The following is a 16,648-nucleotide window of genomic DNA, read 5'->3' as shown; positions in this document are numbered from 1 at the left end:
TATGTCCACACCGGCGATGGATGGATCAGTCGAGTATCAAATGCGGCAAGAACCGACTTGAATCCTTGGTGATCAGACTGTTGTCTTCCCGCACACCGATACCGGCGGCCTGATCGCCGATCACCCAGGAACCGATCAGCGTGTAGCTGTCGCCAAACTGCGGCAACGGTGCGAATTCCTGAAGGATAAACGGCGCGTCGGTGTAGGGGCCGTCCTCTTTTACGATCAGGCCCTCAGCGGTTTGCAACTCGATGTTGGCGCCTTCCCGCGAGAAGAACGGTTTGCGCACCCAGCCCTTGGGCACCGCTGTGTTCGGATTGGTATCCAGGTGGGCGGCGAGCAGGTTCGGGTGTCCTTTGTTGGAGTCCCATAGCAGCGGCAGGATGCCTTTGTTGGAAATGATGGATTTCCACGCGGGCTCGAAAAACTGCGTATCACTCTGGGCAATCGCTGCACCGAAGGGCTCGTGGAAGATGAACTCCCACGCATGCAGTTTGAACAGGTGAGGAATCCAGCGATCTTCCAGATCGACGAAACGTCCGTCAGCGGTGAGGCCGATGTCTTCGATGTCGATGTGGCGTGATTCTATTCCGACTTTTTCGGCGATCAGGCGCAGGTAATCGGTGGTGCCCTTGTCCTCGACTGAGTCTTTCATCGAGGCGAAATAGAAAGGCTGTTTAAGCTGTAGCTGGGCGAAGGCCTGATGCAGTTTGGTGTCAATGCTGTTGAACTGGTCGGCATGCTTGGGCAATAAGCCGCGTTCGATGCATTGCTCCAGCCAGCCCCACTGAAACGCTGCCGCTTCATAGAGGCTGGTCGGCGTGTCGTAGTTGAGTTCCAGCAATTTTGCCGGTCCGGTGCCGTTATACGAGAAGTCCATGCGCCCATAGAGGTGCGGGTGGCCTTCGAGCCATGAAGTCCGAATCATGTCGAAGAACGGCGCAGGAATGCTCAGGCGCTCCAGCAACTCTTCGCTCTGAACCACCCGGGCTACCAGGTCCATGCACATCTCATGAATTTCGGTGGTCGGGTCTTCGAGATCGTTTTCGATCTGCTTGAGCGTGAACTGGTAATACGCGCTCTCGTCCCAATAGGGTTCGTCGTCGATGGTATGGAACAGAAAGCCGAGGCTTTCGGCGGTCTGTTTCCAGTCATGACGTTCTGCGCAGAGAATCTTTTTCATGGCCCGGTTTCCTTAACTGCTCGAACCGCCGCCGCCCCAGCCACTGCGTGCGCTGGCCTTGCTGCCGAAACCGCCACGGGAGGTGGACGAGGCAACCGACACCGGCTTGCTGGCGGAACGAATCGAATCGGCGTAGTTGCTGCTGCCGTACCTCGCCTGATTGGACTTGGTAAAGGTCGAGCCCTTGGCAATCCGCTGGCTGAGCGTGGAAGACGAGTAACCGCCGCGGTCATCGCGGTAGCGATACACCGGTTGCGAGAAAAAGCTGTTGCGGTTGTTGCTCAGCATGTTGCCGATCAGCAAACCGGTCAGCAGGCTGGTGCCGGAGAATCCGGAGCCTCCACTGTTCGCTTCCGAGGCGGGCAGTTGGGCCTTGGCCGCGTCCACTTGGGACTGCGTCACTTCGCCATCGGCGGTCAGTTCGAAACCGCCCAGTTTCGGGATGAACTTGCCGGTGGAATCTTGCTGGCACCAGTCTGCGACAAAGTCCGCGTCGCAATCGGCCTGATTGTCGTAGACCGGCGCAATGCGCCGATGCTCCGTCATGGCAGCCATGTAGGCGTCAGAGCAGACGTCTACCGGGAGTTTTTCATCGGCACATTGCTGGACGGACTGGAAGTTGTACTTCTTCTGCACCGGGTAGGTTTTTTCCGTCGGCCCGCAGCCGGATATCGCCATGGCGACCGAGGCGGCCAGCGACAGTTGAACGTACTTGCTTCGTTTCATCGGGAGCTCCCTGCGCGATCAGTTCGGGGTAGGGGTCATGCAGGCGGCGTTCAACATACCGACGCTGATGGCCACTGCCGCGACATAGACACCCGCCGCGATTTCACCTTTCTTGATGCGTTCCGACGTGCCTTTCAAGACCAGGCTAGTCACCAGGAACGCCAGCAGTTGCACGACGGCGGCGATCAGCGACCAGACGACAAAGTCGAGCAGGCTGATCGAGTAGGCAATCACATTGCTGGCCGGTATCGCGAAACCGATGAGCGCACCGCCCAAAGCGATTGCGGCCGCGACGTTGCCCGAACGGATCAGTTCAAACTCCTTGTGCGGAGTGATTCGGGTGTAGATGAACTGGAACAGCGCGAACAGCACAGCGGCGCCGAGGATGTACGCAACAAACCCGAACACGGCGGCTTTGTTCAGGGAGATGGAGAGCGCTTCTAGCATGGAATTCTTCCTTATTTAAAAAGTGTTCAGGTCGGTGGTGTACAGCGAAATGCCCCGCGACGTGCTCAGGCTGATGGCGCCTTCGGCATCTTCTTCGACGGAAAACAGCAGGAATTCACGGCGATCGGTCAGGCCGGTTTCGCGCGCGTACAGCATCGAACGGTGTTCAATGCTGTAGGACTCATCCGTGTTTTTCAGGTATTCGCTCAACGCTACCAGTTCTGTCTGGCCATCCTCGGTGCCCCATTCGCGGGTGTATTCGACGCCGCTGTGGGTGTAGGTCGGCAGACCGATAAGGCTTTGCGGGCCGGCCAACCGACTCAACTCCGCCTCGCTGCTGATGGTCACGTAACTGAGGTAGTTGAACAGGATCACCGACTCGACCTGCCCGGCGATGGCGCCGGTGGTGTGCACTTGCAGCCAGTAATCTTCGTCGTTCATGTAATAGCGTGACAGCCAGGTCGACTGCCCGAGATCAACAGTGCCAGCGCTCCAGATCTGTTGGGCGCCAGGGATCACCACTGTGGTGTTACCGTCGAGCAACAACTTCAGGGTGGTGTCGAACATCACCTCTTTACCCAATGCCAGGCCCAGCGGACCGATGGCGGGCAGGGTTTCGTTGGTTGTCCATTTCGATTCCGTATTCGCTTTCGGGGCCTCAAGCCCCATCAACTGTTTAAACCATCCCATTGGAGATTTCCTTGAGGCGAGTGGAGGCGATGTAGAAGAGTTCACCGCCCTCAACGCGAGTGGCGCCGGGCGGGTTGATCGAAGGGTGTCGGGCGCCTTTGGCGCGGTACCCTATAAGGGTCGCGTTGTGATGCTCTTTCATCTGTGCATACAGATCGCCGAATGTTGCTTCAAAAGCCTCGGGCAGTTTCATCAGGTACTGGGTGGCGCCTTGACCCACGCACAGCAATTCATTGATGACTACTGACGAGCCCGGATCCTGAGAGGCGCGCACCAACATCTCGATGGCCATGCTTGAGGTGCACTCCAGGCTGGGCGCGTAGGCGCTGGCGAGCGCGGCGATTTCACTGTCATTGAAGTGGGCGACCACATGCCCGACAGGGCTCAGTTGATTGATCGCCAGCACGGTGGCCAGGGACAGATCGTCTGAATGGGTTCGCACCAGGACGCGCTCGGCACCGGGAACGCCGGCACGCAGCAAAAGTGCGGCAGAGGACAGACTTTCGCCTTTGATAAAGTCTGCTTTGCCCGGCATGGGGTTTTCTTCGAGGTCGCTATCGCAAATGACGATCAAGTTGTCATTGGACGTTTCGTCCTGCAGCAGTAATTCAATGACTCGCTCGCTGGACGCACCTTCCCAGCCGATGAGAACGGTGTGACCGACCTTGCCGGTGAAATCACCTTTGCCCTTCATGCTTTTTCTCCATACATCAATGACGCTGCTGGTGGTTTTGCCGATGGCTGCCGTCAGCAGCGCAATGCCCCCGAGCATGACCCAGGTAGCCACGAAAACCCGTCCCGCCGAGGTTTGGGGAGCAAGATCGCCGTAACCTACCGTCAGCGTGGTGGTGAGGTAGAAATAGGTAAACGTGGCGGGGGCGGTGAGGTGTTGTTCGCCCAGAAGCACCAGGCCGAGCCAGGCCGTGCTCAGGTGGATGCCCAAGGCAATCGCCAGTCCCGCCCAGCCGAAACGGTGGAAGAAGGACGAGGCATACACGCGTAATAAAAGAAAAATAGACATGACGTCCCTGACTCCGTGGGATGACTCGTTCCTGGCAATGCGCAGGCCCGAACTCCTGAACGTTCAATTGCCTTTACCGGGCGGCATTAAACCTGTTGCCGGGCGTCGAGAGAAGTACCTTGGCCGCAATAAATCCGGCGAATGCCCCAGCGATATGGCCTTCGAAGGAAACCCCCTGGCGTGGAAGGAAGCCAAACACCAAGCCGCCATACAGTAGGGCGACGACCGCGGCCGTGATCAGGTTACCCCAACTGTGCTGGAACCAGGCGCGCGACAGAATGTACGCCCACAGCCCGAACACCCATCCGCTGGCACCGATGTGCATCCCGGAAAACCCGAACAGCCAGACCAGCAAGCCGCCCAGGCCAATGATGATCGCGCTCACGGCGATGAAGCGATTGAGCCCATCGACAATGACCAACGTGCCGAGGATCAAAAAGGGAATCAGGTTGGCGCTCAGGTGCGCAAAGGACGCGTGCAGAAAAGGCGAGGTAATGATGCCGAGCAGACCGTGCAATGTCCTCGGGACCAGGCCAAATGCAACAAGGCTGTAGCCGGTCGCGGTGTTGAGTACTTGCAGCGCGACCATGAGGATTGCCAGGCCGGCAATTGTCTTGAAACCCTTCAGGGCATCCATCCTTGACCTCTACTCGACAAAAAAAGGAAGGGCAATGAATGCCCTTCCTGTTCAGCTTGCGCCCGGCCCGGTTACTCGGCTGATTTTTTCTTCAGCCGATCCAGGATTGCGTTGGCGCTGCCCGAATCCGGGGTAATGCCGGCTTCGCGCAGTTTGCGTTCCAGATCAGTACCGGTCGATGCATCGGCCAGTTGATCCTGGGCTTCCAGTTCAGCGGCGCGTTGCTGCTGCTTGGCCTGCAGGCGGTTCAGTGTACCGACGGCGGTTTCCAGCTTGCCGTTGGCGCCGCCACTGGCGATCGAAGCGCTGACCTGGGCTTTCTGTACGCTTTCGCGGGCCTTGGCCATGTCCACTTGCTGGCGCAGGCTTTTGATGCGGCTTTCGGCCTTGGTAATGTCTTTGCGCATGTTGTCCGCGTAACCGCCGAATTCGGTGGCCTGCTTTTGCTCGACATCAAGCTCATTGGTCAGGGTCGAAATGGCTTCGGCCACTTCCAACGCCAGGTCTTCGCGGTTGGCCTGGATCGCGGCCATGGCCTTGGATTCGAGGTCCTTGATCTTGGCGTTGTGCTCGGCCACACGATCAGCCGACAGCTTGTGCTTGGCCATGATGGTGACCAACTCACGCTTGGCATTGGCCAGGGCGCTGTCAGCATCGCGGATTTCCTGGTCGAGGATGCGCAGGGCCTGTTGATCGACGATTGATTCGCCGACTTCATTGGCACCGCCACGCAGCGCGGTGAACAATTTGCTCCAGATGGACTGAGTCATTGGATATTTCCTGTTCCCGAAAAATTAGATGAAGAAACGTTCAAAGGCTTCGCTGGCGCGCTGGACGTTGTCGACGAGGGTTTTGACCTCGGTCACGACGTTGGTCAGGCTGGAGTCGGAGCTCAGTGCGCCGAACATGTTGTAAACGATCTGCCCGTTGGGCATGGACTCGATACCGATCGAGGACAGCGGGAACATTTCCCGGCTGCGCAGAACGGCATCGTTGAATGCCGGTACGTCGTTGATGGACTCGACATCAACCAGAACGGTATCCACGATGACTTGATCGCCAACCACGGCGATGTAAATCGGCAAGCCACCGAAATCGTTCATTTCCAGCTTGATGCTGGACTCGGAGCCTTGAACGAGGGAGAGGGTGATGTCGTTCGAAACCACTTCGTCGAGGGCCTGAAGGGCACTGTAGAGGCGATCGATGTTCCAGTTGTTACCTGCGCTCATGTAATTCTCCGACATGAATGAGCCAGCCAGGATCGGTTGGCGTAGCTGTTTCTCCATCTGCTTGAGCAGGCTTCGGTTTTCGGGAAGCACCCAAGTCTCGTGTTTCACATAACCGGCGGCACCCAGGCCCGCGCGCATCTGCTTCATGTAGAAGCTCGACGGTTTTTTCGCGGACGGTTTCGAGCGCTCTCCCTTGCTGCTCGCGGTATCGGTATCAGGCTCGGCAGGCGGACCTGATGGAGAGCGGCTTTTCATACTGGTGACTCCGTTGTGAAATCTCACGCGTGAGAAACACTACAGTGATTTTTTACACCTCTCAATAGCTCACGCGTGAGATTTTTAGCGACCGGAAACGCAAAGGCCCACAACGCGAAAGCTCGGCGGGCCTTTTGTTTATCGAGTTGTTTCAGGGGGCGTTAGCGACTGGCCGCGAGAAATTCGTCGGTGGACACCACGCTGGCGTAGGCAAAACCCAGGGCCGACATGAAGGCGGCATGAACGTGGGCTGCCGGAACGGTGACGCCGTTGAACTCCAGATCACGGGAGGCACAGGCGTCGTGGATCACCGTGACGGTATAGCCCATATCGGCAGCCGCGCGGGTGATGCCGTCGACACACATGTGGCTCATGCTGCCGACGACGACCAGTTCCTTGATGCCTTGCTCGTCGAGGATTGACTGTAGTTCGGTTTTGCGGAACGAGTTGACGAAGTGTTTGAGCACGACCGGTTCGTCGGCGCGGTTGAGGACTTTAGGGTGCAGCTTCGCGCCCTCGGAGCCTGGAGTGAAAAAGGGCGCTTCGTCGGAGGTGAATTCGTGGCGGATGTGCACCACCGAATCACCGGCATCGCGGAAAGCTTTGAGCAGACGAACGGCGTTGCCCGCGGTGGCGTCGGCGCCGACCAGCGGCCACTTGCCTTGGGGGAAGTAGTCGTTTTGGATATCGACTACGATGAGTGCGTGCTTGGCCATGACTGTTTCCTCGAAATGCTTGTTGGTGTGGAATGAAGTATTGGGTCTGGCAGGCCGTCCGAGGATTGGCCGCACCGACAATAGAAGGGGGAAAACTGACAATGGACGCAGAAAGGGCAATCGCCGAGTTGGGCGTGCTGATCTATCCCGGTGCGCAGATGGCGGCGGTGCATGGATTGACGGACTTGTTCGGGGTGGCGAACCGGATTGCCGCCGAGCATCAGGCGGCGCAGTTGCCGTTGCTGCGGGTCAGCCATTGGCAGGTTGATGGCGATCAGGCGCCCAAGCGGGTTTACGACAGTCATCCCGCTCCGGACGGCGCGTTGGTGGCGGTGTTGATCCCGCCGTCGATTGCCGGTTTTTCCGAAGGTCTGGCACCGCAGGGGCTCATTCGCTGGCTGCGTCAGCAACATGCCAATGGCGCGACACTCGGCGGGGTTTGTGTGGGGTCGATTCTGTTGGCCGAGAGCGGCCTGCTCGACGGCCGTAGCGCCACTACTCACTGGACCTCGGCCAAAGCCTTCGCCGAGCGTTATCCGGCGATCAAGCTCAAGGCTGACACTCCCATCGTTGACGACGGCGACCTGATCACGACCGCCGGGCTGATGGCCTGGTCCGAACTGGGCTTGCGCCTGGTCAACCGTCTGCTGGGGCCAAGCATCGCCACCAGTACCGCGCGGTTTCTGGTGGTGGAACACAGCGACAGCGCGAGTGAATGCGGCAGCAATTTTTCGCCCATTCTCAGCCATGGAGATGCTTCGATTCTCAAGGTTCAGCATTGGCTGCAAAGCACCGGAGCGACCGATGTGTCGCTGGCGACGATGGCCGAGCGGGCAGGGCTGGAAGAGCGCACGTTCCTGCGTCGATTTCGTGCGGCAACCGGACTCAAACCCACTGAGTACTGCCAGCACCTGCGAGTCGGCAAGGCCCGGGAAATGCTCGAGTTCACCAACGGCACCATCGATCACATTGCCTGGACGGTGGGTTATCAGGATCCGAGTGCCTTTCGGGCGACGTTCAAGAAGATTACCGGGTTGGCGCCAAGTGAATACCGGACACGGTTTGGGGTGGGAGCTAGTCAGGGATGAGCGTCAGTCGTGCAAAATGCCAGAGTTGTATCCCTTGTCGTGCAGAATCAAGCAGGCACGGTGCCATCACGTTTTTCGCAACTGGCTGATTTGAAAAACGTTTGTCTTCGGCCCTCCTTGGCCTGATCTCTGCACCCTTTCAACTACATTCATCAAGCGCAGATTGAAGGGGGACGCATGACCCCAGCAAGCCGCAAGAAACTGGTGGTCGCTCACTCCGTGCGCCCCGAGGCTCCGTTCCACGAAGTAGAGACCAATCGTGCGCTGGCCCGTTGGCTGGCGCAGATCCTGGGGCTTAAATACGGCGGCAGTTACGACCCGGAGCTGCACAACGGTCGAGACCTTTATCTGTTGCCGACCCAGACGCTTGTGGGCGTCGCTGCCGCCCGGCAATTGGGCGTCAAGGGACCGGAGGATTTGTGGGGCGGTTACGTCGACCATGATTTCATCTGCACCAAAGCCATCAGTCACGGGCTGCGCAACAAAGATGCTCACGCACCGGAAGGCTGGTCACCGTTGTTTTCCGAACGTGTGCGCAGCGTGGTGCTCGACGGCCTCAGTGTTTTTTCCATGGACGATGCGCGTCCTGCGGCGGAGCATTTGCTCTACAGCGGGCCGATCCGCATCAAGCCGATTCATGCCTGCGCCGGACGCGGTCAGGAAGTGATCAAAAGCCTCGACCAGTTCGATGCCATCCTCGCCAGACCCGATGCCAAAGCGCTGTTCACTGAAGGCGTGGTGCTGGAGCAGGACCTGGACCAAGTGATCACCCACAGCGTCGGTCAGAGTTTTATCGGCGACACGGTGCTGAGTTATTGCGGTGATCAATACTTGACCGAAGACGGTCAGGGGGAGCAGGTTTATGGAGGGTCTAACCTGCTGGTAGTGCGGGGGCAATACGACGATTTGCTCGAATTGGAACTGCCGGACGATGTGCGGCTGGCGATCCGTCAGGCGCAAGTGTTCGACCGTGCCGCGGATGAGGCTTATCCCGGTTTCTACGCCTCGCGGCGCAACTACGACATCGCCCAAGGTGTGGACAGTAATGGCAAACAGCGCAGCGGCGTGCTCGAGCAGTCCTGGCGGATGGGCGGTGCCAGCAGCGCCGAAGTCGCCGCCTTGCAAAGCTTCGTCAACGACCCCGGGATGCGTGCTATTCGCGTGTCTTCGGTCGAGACCTACATCGACCAGCCGCTGCCGGCGGACGCCATCGAGGTGTATCGCGGGCCAGCGCAAAGCAGTGACTTTCTCCTCAAGTACGTAACGGTTAAATCCTATGACGGCTAGAAGCGAAACCATTCAAATCGACATCGACGATGAACAGATGATCGGGACCTTTCTCAGTCCCAAATCGAAAGTGCCCGGCGTGCTCTTTGTGCACGGTTGGGGCGGCAGTCAGGAGCGAGACCTGGAGCGGGCGAAAGGCATCGCCGGTTTGGGTTGCGTGTGCCTGACATTCGACTTGCGCGGGCATACCGGCGGGGCCGGTATTGCGCTGAGTCGAGTGACTCGCGAAGACAACCTGCGCGACCTGCTGGCGGCGTATGACCGCTTGCTCGCGCACCCGGCGCTCGATACATCGGCGATTGCCGTAGTCGGCACCAGTTATGGCGGTTATCTGGCCTCGATCCTGACGTCATTGCGTCCGGTGCGCTGGCTGGCGCTGCGGGTGCCGGCGCTGTATCGCGATGATCAATGGCACACGCCCAAACGTGACCTGGACAAGCTCGATTTACGTGATTACCGCCGCACGTTAGTCCGCGCCGACAGCAATCGTGCGCTGCATGCCTGTTCGCAATTCACCGGGGATGTGCTGCTGGTCGAATCGGAGACAGACGACCATGTGCCCCACGCAACCATCATGAGCTACCGCGCTGCCTGTCAGCAGACCCACTCGCTGACCCACCGGATTATCGACGGCGCTGATCACGCCTTGAGTGAGCCCGTTTCGCAACAGGCGTACACCTCGATCCTGGTGGGCTGGATCACCGAAATGGTGGTGGGCGAGCGGTTGAGCATTATTCAGTCATCGTAAAATTTTGGCTGTTAATGCCTCGGTTTCTTCTCGATCCGCATCGACTTGGCCTTGGCTTCCACAATCAAGTACATCACCAGGGTAATCAGTAGCGGCAAGATGAAATAAACCGCCCGATAGGCGAGCAATCCGGCCACCAGGCTGCCTCGGGACGCTTCATGTTGCAGCAGCGCCACGAACACCGCTTCAAGCACGCCAAGTCCGGCAGGAATGTGCGTGATGACGCCGGCAATCGCGCTGATCAGCAACACCCCGAGCACCAGCGGGTAATCCAGCTTGCTCGGCAGCAAGGTGAAAATCACTGCCGCCATCAGCGACCAGTTCAGCGCCCCGAGGGCCAGTTGCAGCACCGCCATGCGCAGGGACGGCAGGTTGATTTCCACCCCGCGTATCGCCCACTCCCGTCGCTTGGAAAATTGACACGCTGCCAGGTACCCCGCACCCACCAGCAGCAACAACACGCCCACACCTTGCAACGCACCCGTGCTCAGCTTCCAGCCTGGCGGCATTCGCACCAGCCCGCTGCTGAACACCGCACCGGCAATCACCATGTAACCGAACCAGTTGGTCGCGAGGCTCAACCCGAGAATTTTCGCGATGTTGCCCTTGCTCACCCCGAGTCGCGAATACAGCCGATAACGCATGGCAATACCGCCGACCCAAGCGCTCAGATTGAGGTTGAAGGCATAGCTGATAATCCCCACCGGCAGGATCTGCTTCCACGTCAGGTCCTGGCGAATGTAGGTACGGCCGATCAGGTCGAAGCAGGCGTAAACCAGAAAACTCACCAAGGTCAGACCAGACGCGATGATCAGCGTGCGCACCTTGAAATCTGCGAGGTTGTCGAACACTTCATCCCATTCAATGCGCTGGGCAAGCATCGTGAACAGCACGATCAGCGCCAGGAAAAACAGCATTGTCAGCGGCCGTTTCCAGCGGCTCCAGCGGGATTTGGTCGGGGTGTCGGCGTGGGGCACCGGTTGTGTATCAGAGTGGCTCATCAGGTGTCACTCCCGGCGGAATGGGAAAAAGGTTTCAGGCGCGGTTTATGCGCCGGCAGCCAACCGGCCCAGGCCGGGAAGTGCCGCAGAAAGTGAAACACCAGAAAGCCGACGGTCATGTGCCAGACCCGCCCGCGCGGGGACTTGTCTGCGGACATGACCTTGCAATGGTTGTTACTCAGGTCTTCGAGGCGCTTGAACAGGTCGCGGTTGAAGGCGCGATCGCGGATCAACACATTGGCTTCCAGGTTCAAGGACAGGCTCAACGGGTCGAGGTTGCTCGAGCCGACCGTGCTCCAATCCTCATCCACCAGCGCGACTTTGCCGTGCAGCGGACGGTCGCAATATTCGTAAATCTGCACGCCGGATTTGAGCAAGTAGTCATAGGTCATGCGCGCGGCAAGTTTGGCCACCAGCATATCGGGCTGACCTTGCAGGATCAGCCGCACATCAACGCCACGGCGCGCCGCGTCGCGGATCTCGCGCAGCAGGCGATAGCCCGGAAAGAAGTAGGCGTTGGCGATCACGACTCGGCGCTGGGCACTGCGCAGCACCTGTCGGTAAACCTCTTCGATGTCGGTCGGATGTTCGCCGTTGTCGCGGTGCACCAGGCGAACCTGGCCGTCATGATCGGTGAACGCCAGTTCCGAGCGCCGTTGCCTGCGGCGTTGCCACCAGTATTTGGCGCGAGCCGGGCGACCGCTTTGCAGCAAGGCGAAGTGATGGATATCGGCCACCGCCGGGCCTTGTACTTCCACGGAATAATCCTGCTTGGCCTCAGGGCCGAAGTCAGCCAAATGGTCGGCCGAAAAGTTGATGCCGCCGATGAACGCAATCGTGCCATCGACCACCACGATCTTGCGGTGCAGGCGGCGGAACCAGTTGGTGCGGATGCCCAGATGTTTGGGCGCCGGGTCGAAAATCTGGATGCGCACGCCGGCCTCGCTCAGGGCGGTGAGGTATCCCGTGCTCAGTTCACCGCAGCCAAAGCCATCGAGACTGGCGCTGATCCGCACGCCGCGTTGAGCGGCGGCGATCAGTACTTCCTGCAGCTCGTTACCGACCTTGTCCTCGAACACAATGAAGGTTTCCAGCAGGATTTCAGTCTTCGCCTGACGCATGGCCTCGAACACCCGAGGGAAATACGCTTCGCCGTTTTCCAGCAGCTCTACGCGGTTGTTGCCTTGCCAGCCATATTCGACGTCGACCACGCCCGGTTCACGGATCGGCGGGGTTGTGGATAAGTGCTCCACATTGGTTTTATCCATCGATGGGCTGCTCATAGCTCGATCTCCACCGATAGCGGTGCATGGTCGGAAAGGTGTGACCAGGGCCGCGCGGCCAGCACTTGCGGATGACTGGCCTTGAGGTTGCGCACGTAGATGCGGTCAAGACGCAACGCTGGCAATCGCGCTGGAAAACTGCGCGCTGGTTTGCCGTGCAGTTCAGCGAAAACTTCCCGTAAACCGCAGGGTGTGAGCAGTGCATCGGCACGCTGGCGCCAGTCGTTGAAGTCACCGGCAACGATCACCGGGGCATCGCGCGGCAGTTCTTCGAGGCGCTGGGCCAGCAACTTGAGTTGTTCAGTCCGGTGGGTTTCGCGAATACCCAGATGCACGCAAATGGCATGCACTTCCCGGCCGTCACCGGGCAGGCGCAGCACGCAATGCAAGATGCCGCGGTTCTCGTGACCGTTGATGGAGACGTCGAGGTTGTCGTGGCGAATGATCTGGAATTTCGACAGCAGCGCATTGCCGTGATCGCCTGCCGGATAGACCGCGTTGCGTCCATAGGCGAACTGCGGCCACAGGGTGTCGGCGAGGAATTCGTATTGCGGCATCGCCGGCCAGTTGTTGTAGCGCTGGGGATGATGCTCGTGGGTGCCGTGGACTTCCTGCAAAAACACCACGTCGGCGGACACGCTGCGCACCGCTTCGCGCAATTCCGGCAGGATGAAACGCCGGTTGAGCGCGGTGAACCCCTTGTGCGTGTTGACCGTCAGCACGGTAAAGCGGCGCACGGAGGTGATGATGGTCTGCTGTTCGTCGGTGGTGCCGACCGGTTCGGAAATGCTCATGACAGCACTCCTTCGGCGGCCAGTTCACCGGGACGGGTGGCGAGGTCTTTATCCAGATTAAAGCGCTCCAGCAAGCGTCGGGCATCGAAGGGCGCGCGGACTTTGATGTCGTTGTCGAAGTAGCAAAACACCTCACGGGACTTGCGCGCCTTGGGCTTTTGCCGGGGTGCGATCAGCTGCGGGTCGGGCGGTTGCTGGCCGTGATGCCAAGCCTCGATCCGGTCACCCCAGCGTTTCAGCGCCTCGGGGGTGTAACCGCTGGCATAAAGTTCTTCGGCACCGTGCAGGCGCAGGTAAACGAAGTCGCTGGTGAGGTCTTCGCGGTACGGCCATTTACCGGCAGTGTCGGCGATGACGAGTGCCGCGTTATAGCGTTTGAGCAGGCGAATGAAGGCGGGGTCGACGAAGCTCTCGTTTCTGATTTCTACGGCATGGCGCAAAGGCTTTTTCCCGTAGGCCTTCATGCTGGCGTGACCGTTCACGTGCGAATCATGCTGGCGGGCGAGGGCGGCGGCCTCTTCGGTGTTGTGCGGCAACTGCTCCAGAAAGGTTTCGAACAGCTCGGCTTCGAATTTGAAGTTTGGCGGAAATTGCCAGAGGATCGGACCGAGTTTTTCTTTAAGTTCCAGCACCCCGGACGCAAAGAAATTCGCCAAGGGTTTATGGACGTCCCGCAGTCGCCTGATGTGGGTGATGAAACGCGGCGCCTTGATGCTGAAAACGAAGCCCCTCGGGGTTTCGGCGTACCACTGGGCATAACGTTCGGGCCGTTGCAGGGCGTAAAACGATCCATTGATTTCGATGCTGTTGACCGCCCGTGAGGCGAACTGCAATTCGCGCTTGTGGGTCAGCCCCTTCGGGTAGAAATCCCCCCGCCAGGGCGTGTAGCGCCAGCCTGAAATACCGATGTGGATCGCCGCCATGTCGCCTCCCGTCTAATGGTTCTCGGACTGCCCTGTCTTTTGATGACTGCGGGGCGGGCGAGAAAGTTTCGACGGGACTACGGATGGTTAAAGTCTCTATTAGTGTCCGGCGATCTCTCGGGCCATGCCTAACACGATGGCGATGGCGGGTTATGCGGAAAAATAGAGGGATGGGCATTTGATATTTGCGTGTAGATCAAATATCGAATGGGTTAAAGGTTTTTCAACTGCAACGCAGACCCTGTAATTGCAGCTGGCGAAGCCTGCGTCCGGCTGCGCAGCAGTCGTGAACCCTGATTGCACGGTGAATCTGACACACCGCAGTGTCTGACTTTACGACTGCTGCGCAGCCGGACGCAGGCTTCGCCAGCTGCTACACGGATTGCGTTATGGCCGCATTAGCTGGTTATCTCACGGCCAAAACCGAACTTGCCTACAATTCCCCGATCAGTTCCTTACAGACCCTTTTGCCGGAGCACCGCGTTTGTTCAAGTTCAAGACCGCGATACTACTGGGGGCATTGCTGATTTTCGGCAGCAACGAGCTGGAGGCTGCCGCACTGCCGGGTGTGCCGGCCACCGCCGCGACACCACTGGCACACCCCGAACCGCTGGTACAGGGTGGTTTGCTGGGTGCCATCAGTTCGAGCATTGAGGAAGTTCAGGGAAAACTCGATCTCAACGAGGACCTGCTGGACGCTTGGCGTCTGCGTGCAGACCGGGCAGCGGTTGAGGTGGATAAACTGGTCAATCATCCATCGGCCCGTTCAAGCTGGAGCGTGGCGGGGGATTTCCTGCTGTTGTCCGGTGTGTGGATTGGCGTCTTTGCGCTGCTCTGGTTGCTGGGAGGGCTGCTCACCAAACGTCTGTGCCAGAACCGCCTGCTGCTCACTCGCGAGCGCGGTCAGGCCTTACTGGGTTATGTGTTGCCCTACACGGTTCCGGCGCTGATCAGCCTGCCCCTGACGCTCTATGTCAGCCACTTCTTGCAAGTGTCCGCCGGCCGGGCGCTGGCATTGTGTTTCGCTTATGCCACCAGCAGCGGCATTTTCGCCGCGTCGTTGCTGTTGTCGCTGGTGGTGCTGTTCAACGCCGGTCATAAGCGCCGGGCGGTGCAGATTATTCGTCAGCACAGCCCACGACCGCTCTTTTTGATGGGCTTTCTCGTGGCCCTGAGCGACGGCTTGACCAGTCCGCAGATCGCCCGCCTGCTCGGCGGCAATCTCACCAGCAGTGTCGCGGTGTTCACCGGGGTGGCGGCCTCGATCACCTTTGGTTTTTTGGTGATCAAAATGCGCCGTCCGGTCGCCCATCTGATCCGCATTTTGCCATTGGCCCAGCGCCTCACTCAGCCGGCCGTGCGTGAAATGTTGCGGATCTTTTCCGGGCTCTGGTACTGGCCGATTCTGTTGATGGTGCTGGTGTCGGTGATCAACCTGATCGGCATTGGCGACGACAACCAGAAAGTGCTGCGCTGTGCGCTGTTTACTACGGTGTTGCTGATTGCGACGGTGTTTCTCAGCACGTCGCTGCATCACCTGTTCAAGTCGCGCAGTGACGTGGCCGCGCGTCGCAGCAGTGCCTACAAAGAACGCTTTCTCAGCCTTTCGCACGCGTTGCTGCGGATCGCCCTGGCGATTGTGTTCATTGATGTCCTGGGGCGCATCTGGGGTGTGTCGCTGTTCGAGTTTGCGGTGAGCAATTCGGTCGGCCGGGCGATCAGCGATTCCCTGAGTCGTATCGGTTTGATTTTCCTGGTGACCTGGATGGGCTGGGTGGTGTTGGACACAGCGATTCAGGAAGCCCTGAAGCCACCCGTTAACAAACGCTCGGCGCGCCAACCCAGTACCCGAACCAAAACCATCCTGCCGCTGCTGCGCAACGCGATCAAAATCATCCTGGTGGTGATCTGCGCCATCACCACCATGGCCAACCTGGGAATCAACGTTGCACCCTTTTTGGCCGGTGCCGGTGTCGTGGGGCTGGCCATCGGTTTCGGTTCCCAGCAACTGGTGCAGGACGTGATCACCGGGTTGTTCATCATCATCGAAGACACGTTGTCGATTGGCGATTGGGTGGTGCTCGACTCTGGCCACGCCGGCACCGTCGAAGGCCTGACCATCCGCACCTTGCGCCTGCGCGACGGCAAGGGGTTTGTACACTCGGTGCCGTTCGGTCAGATCAAGGCCGTAACCAATCAATCGCGGCAATTCGCCTATGCATTTTTCTCGGTGCAGTTCACCTACGACACCGATGTCGACAAGGCTATCGAGTTGATCCGCGAGGCCGGCGATTCCATCCGCGACGATGCGTTCCTCAAGTACAACCTGCAAGGGCCGCTGGATGTGTTTGGTGTCGACAAGATGGACCTCAACGGCGTGGTGCTGACGGCACAGTTCCGCACGGTGTCGGGCGGGCAATACGCAGTGAGTCGGGCGTTCAACCAGCGTTTGAAAAAACTTGTGGATAACAGCCCGTGGGTGCATTTCGCGCAGACTTATCCACAGCAGGTCTTGATGCCCCGGCAGGCTGTTGAGCCGCCGCAAAGCGATGGGATTGCATCGGAGCATTCATCGGTGTTCCTGCCGGATCAGCCGCGTACCCAATGATTTTGGTGCGCT

At 59.0% G+C, this 16,648-nt stretch carries 17 protein-coding genes; 4 read left to right on the top strand and 13 right to left on the bottom strand.

The window, feature by feature from the left end:
* Positions 1 to 25: 25 nt before the first annotated feature.
* From QFW87_RS26325 to QFW87_RS26285, 9 genes are all read right to left on the bottom strand, one after another.
* Positions 26 to 1,183, bottom strand: a complete 1,158-nt coding sequence (locus QFW87_RS26325; RefSeq protein ID WP_283189238.1) for a glutathionylspermidine synthase family protein — start codon at positions 1,181 to 1,183, stop codon at positions 26 to 28.
* Between the two features lie 12 nt (positions 1,184 to 1,195).
* Positions 1,196 to 1,909, bottom strand: a complete 714-nt coding sequence (locus tag QFW87_RS26320) for a DUF1190 domain-containing protein (protein ID WP_283181856.1) — start codon at positions 1,907 to 1,909, stop codon at positions 1,196 to 1,198.
* Positions 1,910 to 1,927: 18 nt separating this feature from the next.
* Positions 1,928 to 2,356 carry a DUF350 domain-containing protein gene (locus QFW87_RS26315; protein WP_131062034.1) on the bottom strand — a complete coding sequence of 143 codons (429 nt, stop codon included), beginning with the start codon at positions 2,354 to 2,356 and terminating at the stop codon, positions 1,928 to 1,930.
* 15 nt (positions 2,357 to 2,371) lie between these two features.
* On the bottom strand, positions 2,372 to 3,046 hold the full coding sequence (locus QFW87_RS26310; RefSeq protein WP_283189237.1) for a DUF2491 family protein: 675 nt from the start codon (positions 3,044 to 3,046) through the stop codon (positions 2,372 to 2,374).
* Complete coding sequence (locus tag QFW87_RS26305; RefSeq protein ID WP_283181854.1) at positions 3,033 to 4,067, bottom strand: ion channel; 1,035 nt, start codon at positions 4,065 to 4,067, stop codon at positions 3,033 to 3,035. Before QFW87_RS26305 ends, QFW87_RS26310 begins: the two co-directional genes overlap by 14 nt.
* A gap of 73 nt (positions 4,068 to 4,140) precedes the next feature.
* Positions 4,141 to 4,704 (bottom strand): rhomboid family intramembrane serine protease, encoded by a 564-nt coding sequence (locus tag QFW87_RS26300; protein WP_283189236.1) that lies wholly within the window; start codon positions 4,702 to 4,704, stop codon positions 4,141 to 4,143.
* A 71-nt stretch (positions 4,705 to 4,775) separates the two neighbouring features.
* Entirely contained in the window at positions 4,776 to 5,474 is a 699-nt protein-coding gene (locus QFW87_RS26295) for a PspA/IM30 family protein (protein WP_283181852.1), read from the bottom strand.
* A 24-nt stretch (positions 5,475 to 5,498) separates the two neighbouring features.
* Positions 5,499 to 6,080, bottom strand: coding sequence for a YjfI family protein (locus QFW87_RS26290; RefSeq protein WP_088500343.1), 582 nt, complete (start codon positions 6,078 to 6,080; stop codon positions 5,499 to 5,501).
* 269 nt (positions 6,081 to 6,349) lie between these two features.
* On the bottom strand, positions 6,350 to 6,904 hold the full coding sequence (locus QFW87_RS26285) for a cysteine hydrolase family protein (protein ID WP_283189235.1): 555 nt from the start codon (positions 6,902 to 6,904) through the stop codon (positions 6,350 to 6,352).
* A gap of 101 nt (positions 6,905 to 7,005) precedes the next feature.
* Here QFW87_RS26285 and QFW87_RS26280 point away from each other — a divergent pair, with 101 nt between their 5' ends.
* From QFW87_RS26280 to QFW87_RS26270, 3 genes are all read left to right on the top strand, one after another.
* Positions 7,006 to 7,992, top strand: a complete 987-nt coding sequence (locus QFW87_RS26280; RefSeq protein WP_283189234.1) for a GlxA family transcriptional regulator — start codon at positions 7,006 to 7,008, stop codon at positions 7,990 to 7,992.
* A gap of 177 nt (positions 7,993 to 8,169) precedes the next feature.
* Entirely contained in the window at positions 8,170 to 9,279 is a 1,110-nt protein-coding gene (locus QFW87_RS26275) for a DUF3182 family protein (protein ID WP_283189233.1), read from the top strand.
* Entirely contained in the window at positions 9,269 to 10,027 is a 759-nt protein-coding gene (locus QFW87_RS26270; RefSeq protein WP_283181848.1) for an alpha/beta fold hydrolase, read from the top strand. Before QFW87_RS26275 ends, QFW87_RS26270 begins: the two co-directional genes overlap by 11 nt.
* Before the next feature lie 11 nt (positions 10,028 to 10,038).
* Here the strand turns inward: QFW87_RS26270 and QFW87_RS26265 are convergent, their stop codons facing one another.
* Genes QFW87_RS26265 through QFW87_RS26250 form a run of 4 tightly spaced genes read right to left on the bottom strand, consistent with a single transcriptional unit; the run spans position 10,039 to position 14,028 of the window.
* The gene (locus QFW87_RS26265; protein WP_283189232.1) at positions 10,039 to 11,028 is read right to left on the bottom strand and encodes a lysylphosphatidylglycerol synthase domain-containing protein; all 990 of its coding nucleotides are present in this window, start codon (positions 11,026 to 11,028) and stop codon (positions 10,039 to 10,041) included.
* On the bottom strand, positions 11,028 to 12,311 hold the full coding sequence (gene clsB, locus QFW87_RS26260; protein ID WP_283181846.1) for a cardiolipin synthase ClsB: 1,284 nt from the start codon (positions 12,309 to 12,311) through the stop codon (positions 11,028 to 11,030). The genes QFW87_RS26265 and clsB overlap by 1 nt, the downstream gene beginning before the upstream one ends.
* Complete coding sequence (locus QFW87_RS26255) at positions 12,308 to 13,105, bottom strand: endonuclease/exonuclease/phosphatase family protein (protein ID WP_283181845.1); 798 nt, start codon at positions 13,103 to 13,105, stop codon at positions 12,308 to 12,310. The genes clsB and QFW87_RS26255 overlap by 4 nt, the downstream gene beginning before the upstream one ends.
* Positions 13,102 to 14,028 (bottom strand): DUF72 domain-containing protein, encoded by a 927-nt coding sequence (locus tag QFW87_RS26250; RefSeq protein ID WP_283181844.1) that lies wholly within the window; start codon positions 14,026 to 14,028, stop codon positions 13,102 to 13,104. The genes QFW87_RS26255 and QFW87_RS26250 overlap by 4 nt, the downstream gene beginning before the upstream one ends.
* Before the next feature lie 484 nt (positions 14,029 to 14,512).
* Here QFW87_RS26250 and QFW87_RS26245 point away from each other — a divergent pair, with 484 nt between their 5' ends.
* Entirely contained in the window at positions 14,513 to 16,636 is a 2,124-nt protein-coding gene (locus QFW87_RS26245; RefSeq protein ID WP_283189231.1) for a mechanosensitive ion channel domain-containing protein, read from the top strand.
* Positions 16,637 to 16,648: the final 12 nt, after the last annotated feature.

Source organism: Pseudomonas sp. PMCC200344 (assembly GCF_030053095.1).
Lineage (GTDB): Bacteria > Pseudomonadota > Gammaproteobacteria > Pseudomonadales > Pseudomonadaceae > Aquipseudomonas > Aquipseudomonas svalbardensis.
This window is presented reverse-complemented; position numbering and strand designations above follow the sequence as displayed.

Excerpts from the sequence above, each read along its gene's own strand:
- QFW87_RS26310 (WP_283189237.1), bottom strand. The coding sequence starts at position 3,046 with ATGGGATGGTTTAAACAGTTGATGGGGCTTGAGGCCCCGAAAGCGAAT.
- QFW87_RS26255 (WP_283181845.1), bottom strand. The coding sequence starts at position 13,105 with ATGAGCATTTCCGAACCGGTCGGCACCACCGACGAACAGCAGACCATC.
- QFW87_RS26250 (WP_283181844.1), bottom strand. The coding sequence starts at position 14,028 with ATGGCGGCGATCCACATCGGTATTTCAGGCTGGCGCTACACGCCCTGG.
- QFW87_RS26275 (WP_283189233.1), top strand. The coding sequence starts at position 8,170 with ATGACCCCAGCAAGCCGCAAGAAACTGGTGGTCGCTCACTCCGTGCGC.
- QFW87_RS26265 (WP_283189232.1), bottom strand. The coding sequence starts at position 11,028 with ATGAGCCACTCTGATACACAACCGGTGCCCCACGCCGACACCCCGACC.
- QFW87_RS26315 (WP_131062034.1), bottom strand. The coding sequence starts at position 2,356 with ATGCTAGAAGCGCTCTCCATCTCCCTGAACAAAGCCGCCGTGTTCGGG.
- QFW87_RS26305 (WP_283181854.1), bottom strand. The coding sequence starts at position 4,067 with ATGTCTATTTTTCTTTTATTACGCGTGTATGCCTCGTCCTTCTTCCAC.
- QFW87_RS26270 (WP_283181848.1), top strand. The coding sequence starts at position 9,269 with ATGACGGCTAGAAGCGAAACCATTCAAATCGACATCGACGATGAACAG.
- QFW87_RS26285 (WP_283189235.1), bottom strand. The coding sequence starts at position 6,904 with ATGGCCAAGCACGCACTCATCGTAGTCGATATCCAAAACGACTACTTC.
- QFW87_RS26290 (WP_088500343.1), bottom strand. The coding sequence starts at position 6,080 with ATGAAGCAGATGCGCGCGGGCCTGGGTGCCGCCGGTTATGTGAAACAC.
- QFW87_RS26325 (WP_283189238.1), bottom strand. The coding sequence starts at position 1,183 with ATGAAAAAGATTCTCTGCGCAGAACGTCATGACTGGAAACAGACCGCC.
- QFW87_RS26320 (WP_283181856.1), bottom strand. The coding sequence starts at position 1,909 with ATGAAACGAAGCAAGTACGTTCAACTGTCGCTGGCCGCCTCGGTCGCC.
- QFW87_RS26295 (WP_283181852.1), bottom strand. The coding sequence starts at position 5,474 with ATGACTCAGTCCATCTGGAGCAAATTGTTCACCGCGCTGCGTGGCGGT.
- QFW87_RS26300 (WP_283189236.1), bottom strand. The coding sequence starts at position 4,704 with ATGGATGCCCTGAAGGGTTTCAAGACAATTGCCGGCCTGGCAATCCTC.
- QFW87_RS26280 (WP_283189234.1), top strand. The coding sequence starts at position 7,006 with ATGGACGCAGAAAGGGCAATCGCCGAGTTGGGCGTGCTGATCTATCCC.
- clsB (WP_283181846.1), bottom strand. The coding sequence starts at position 12,311 with ATGAGCAGCCCATCGATGGATAAAACCAATGTGGAGCACTTATCCACA.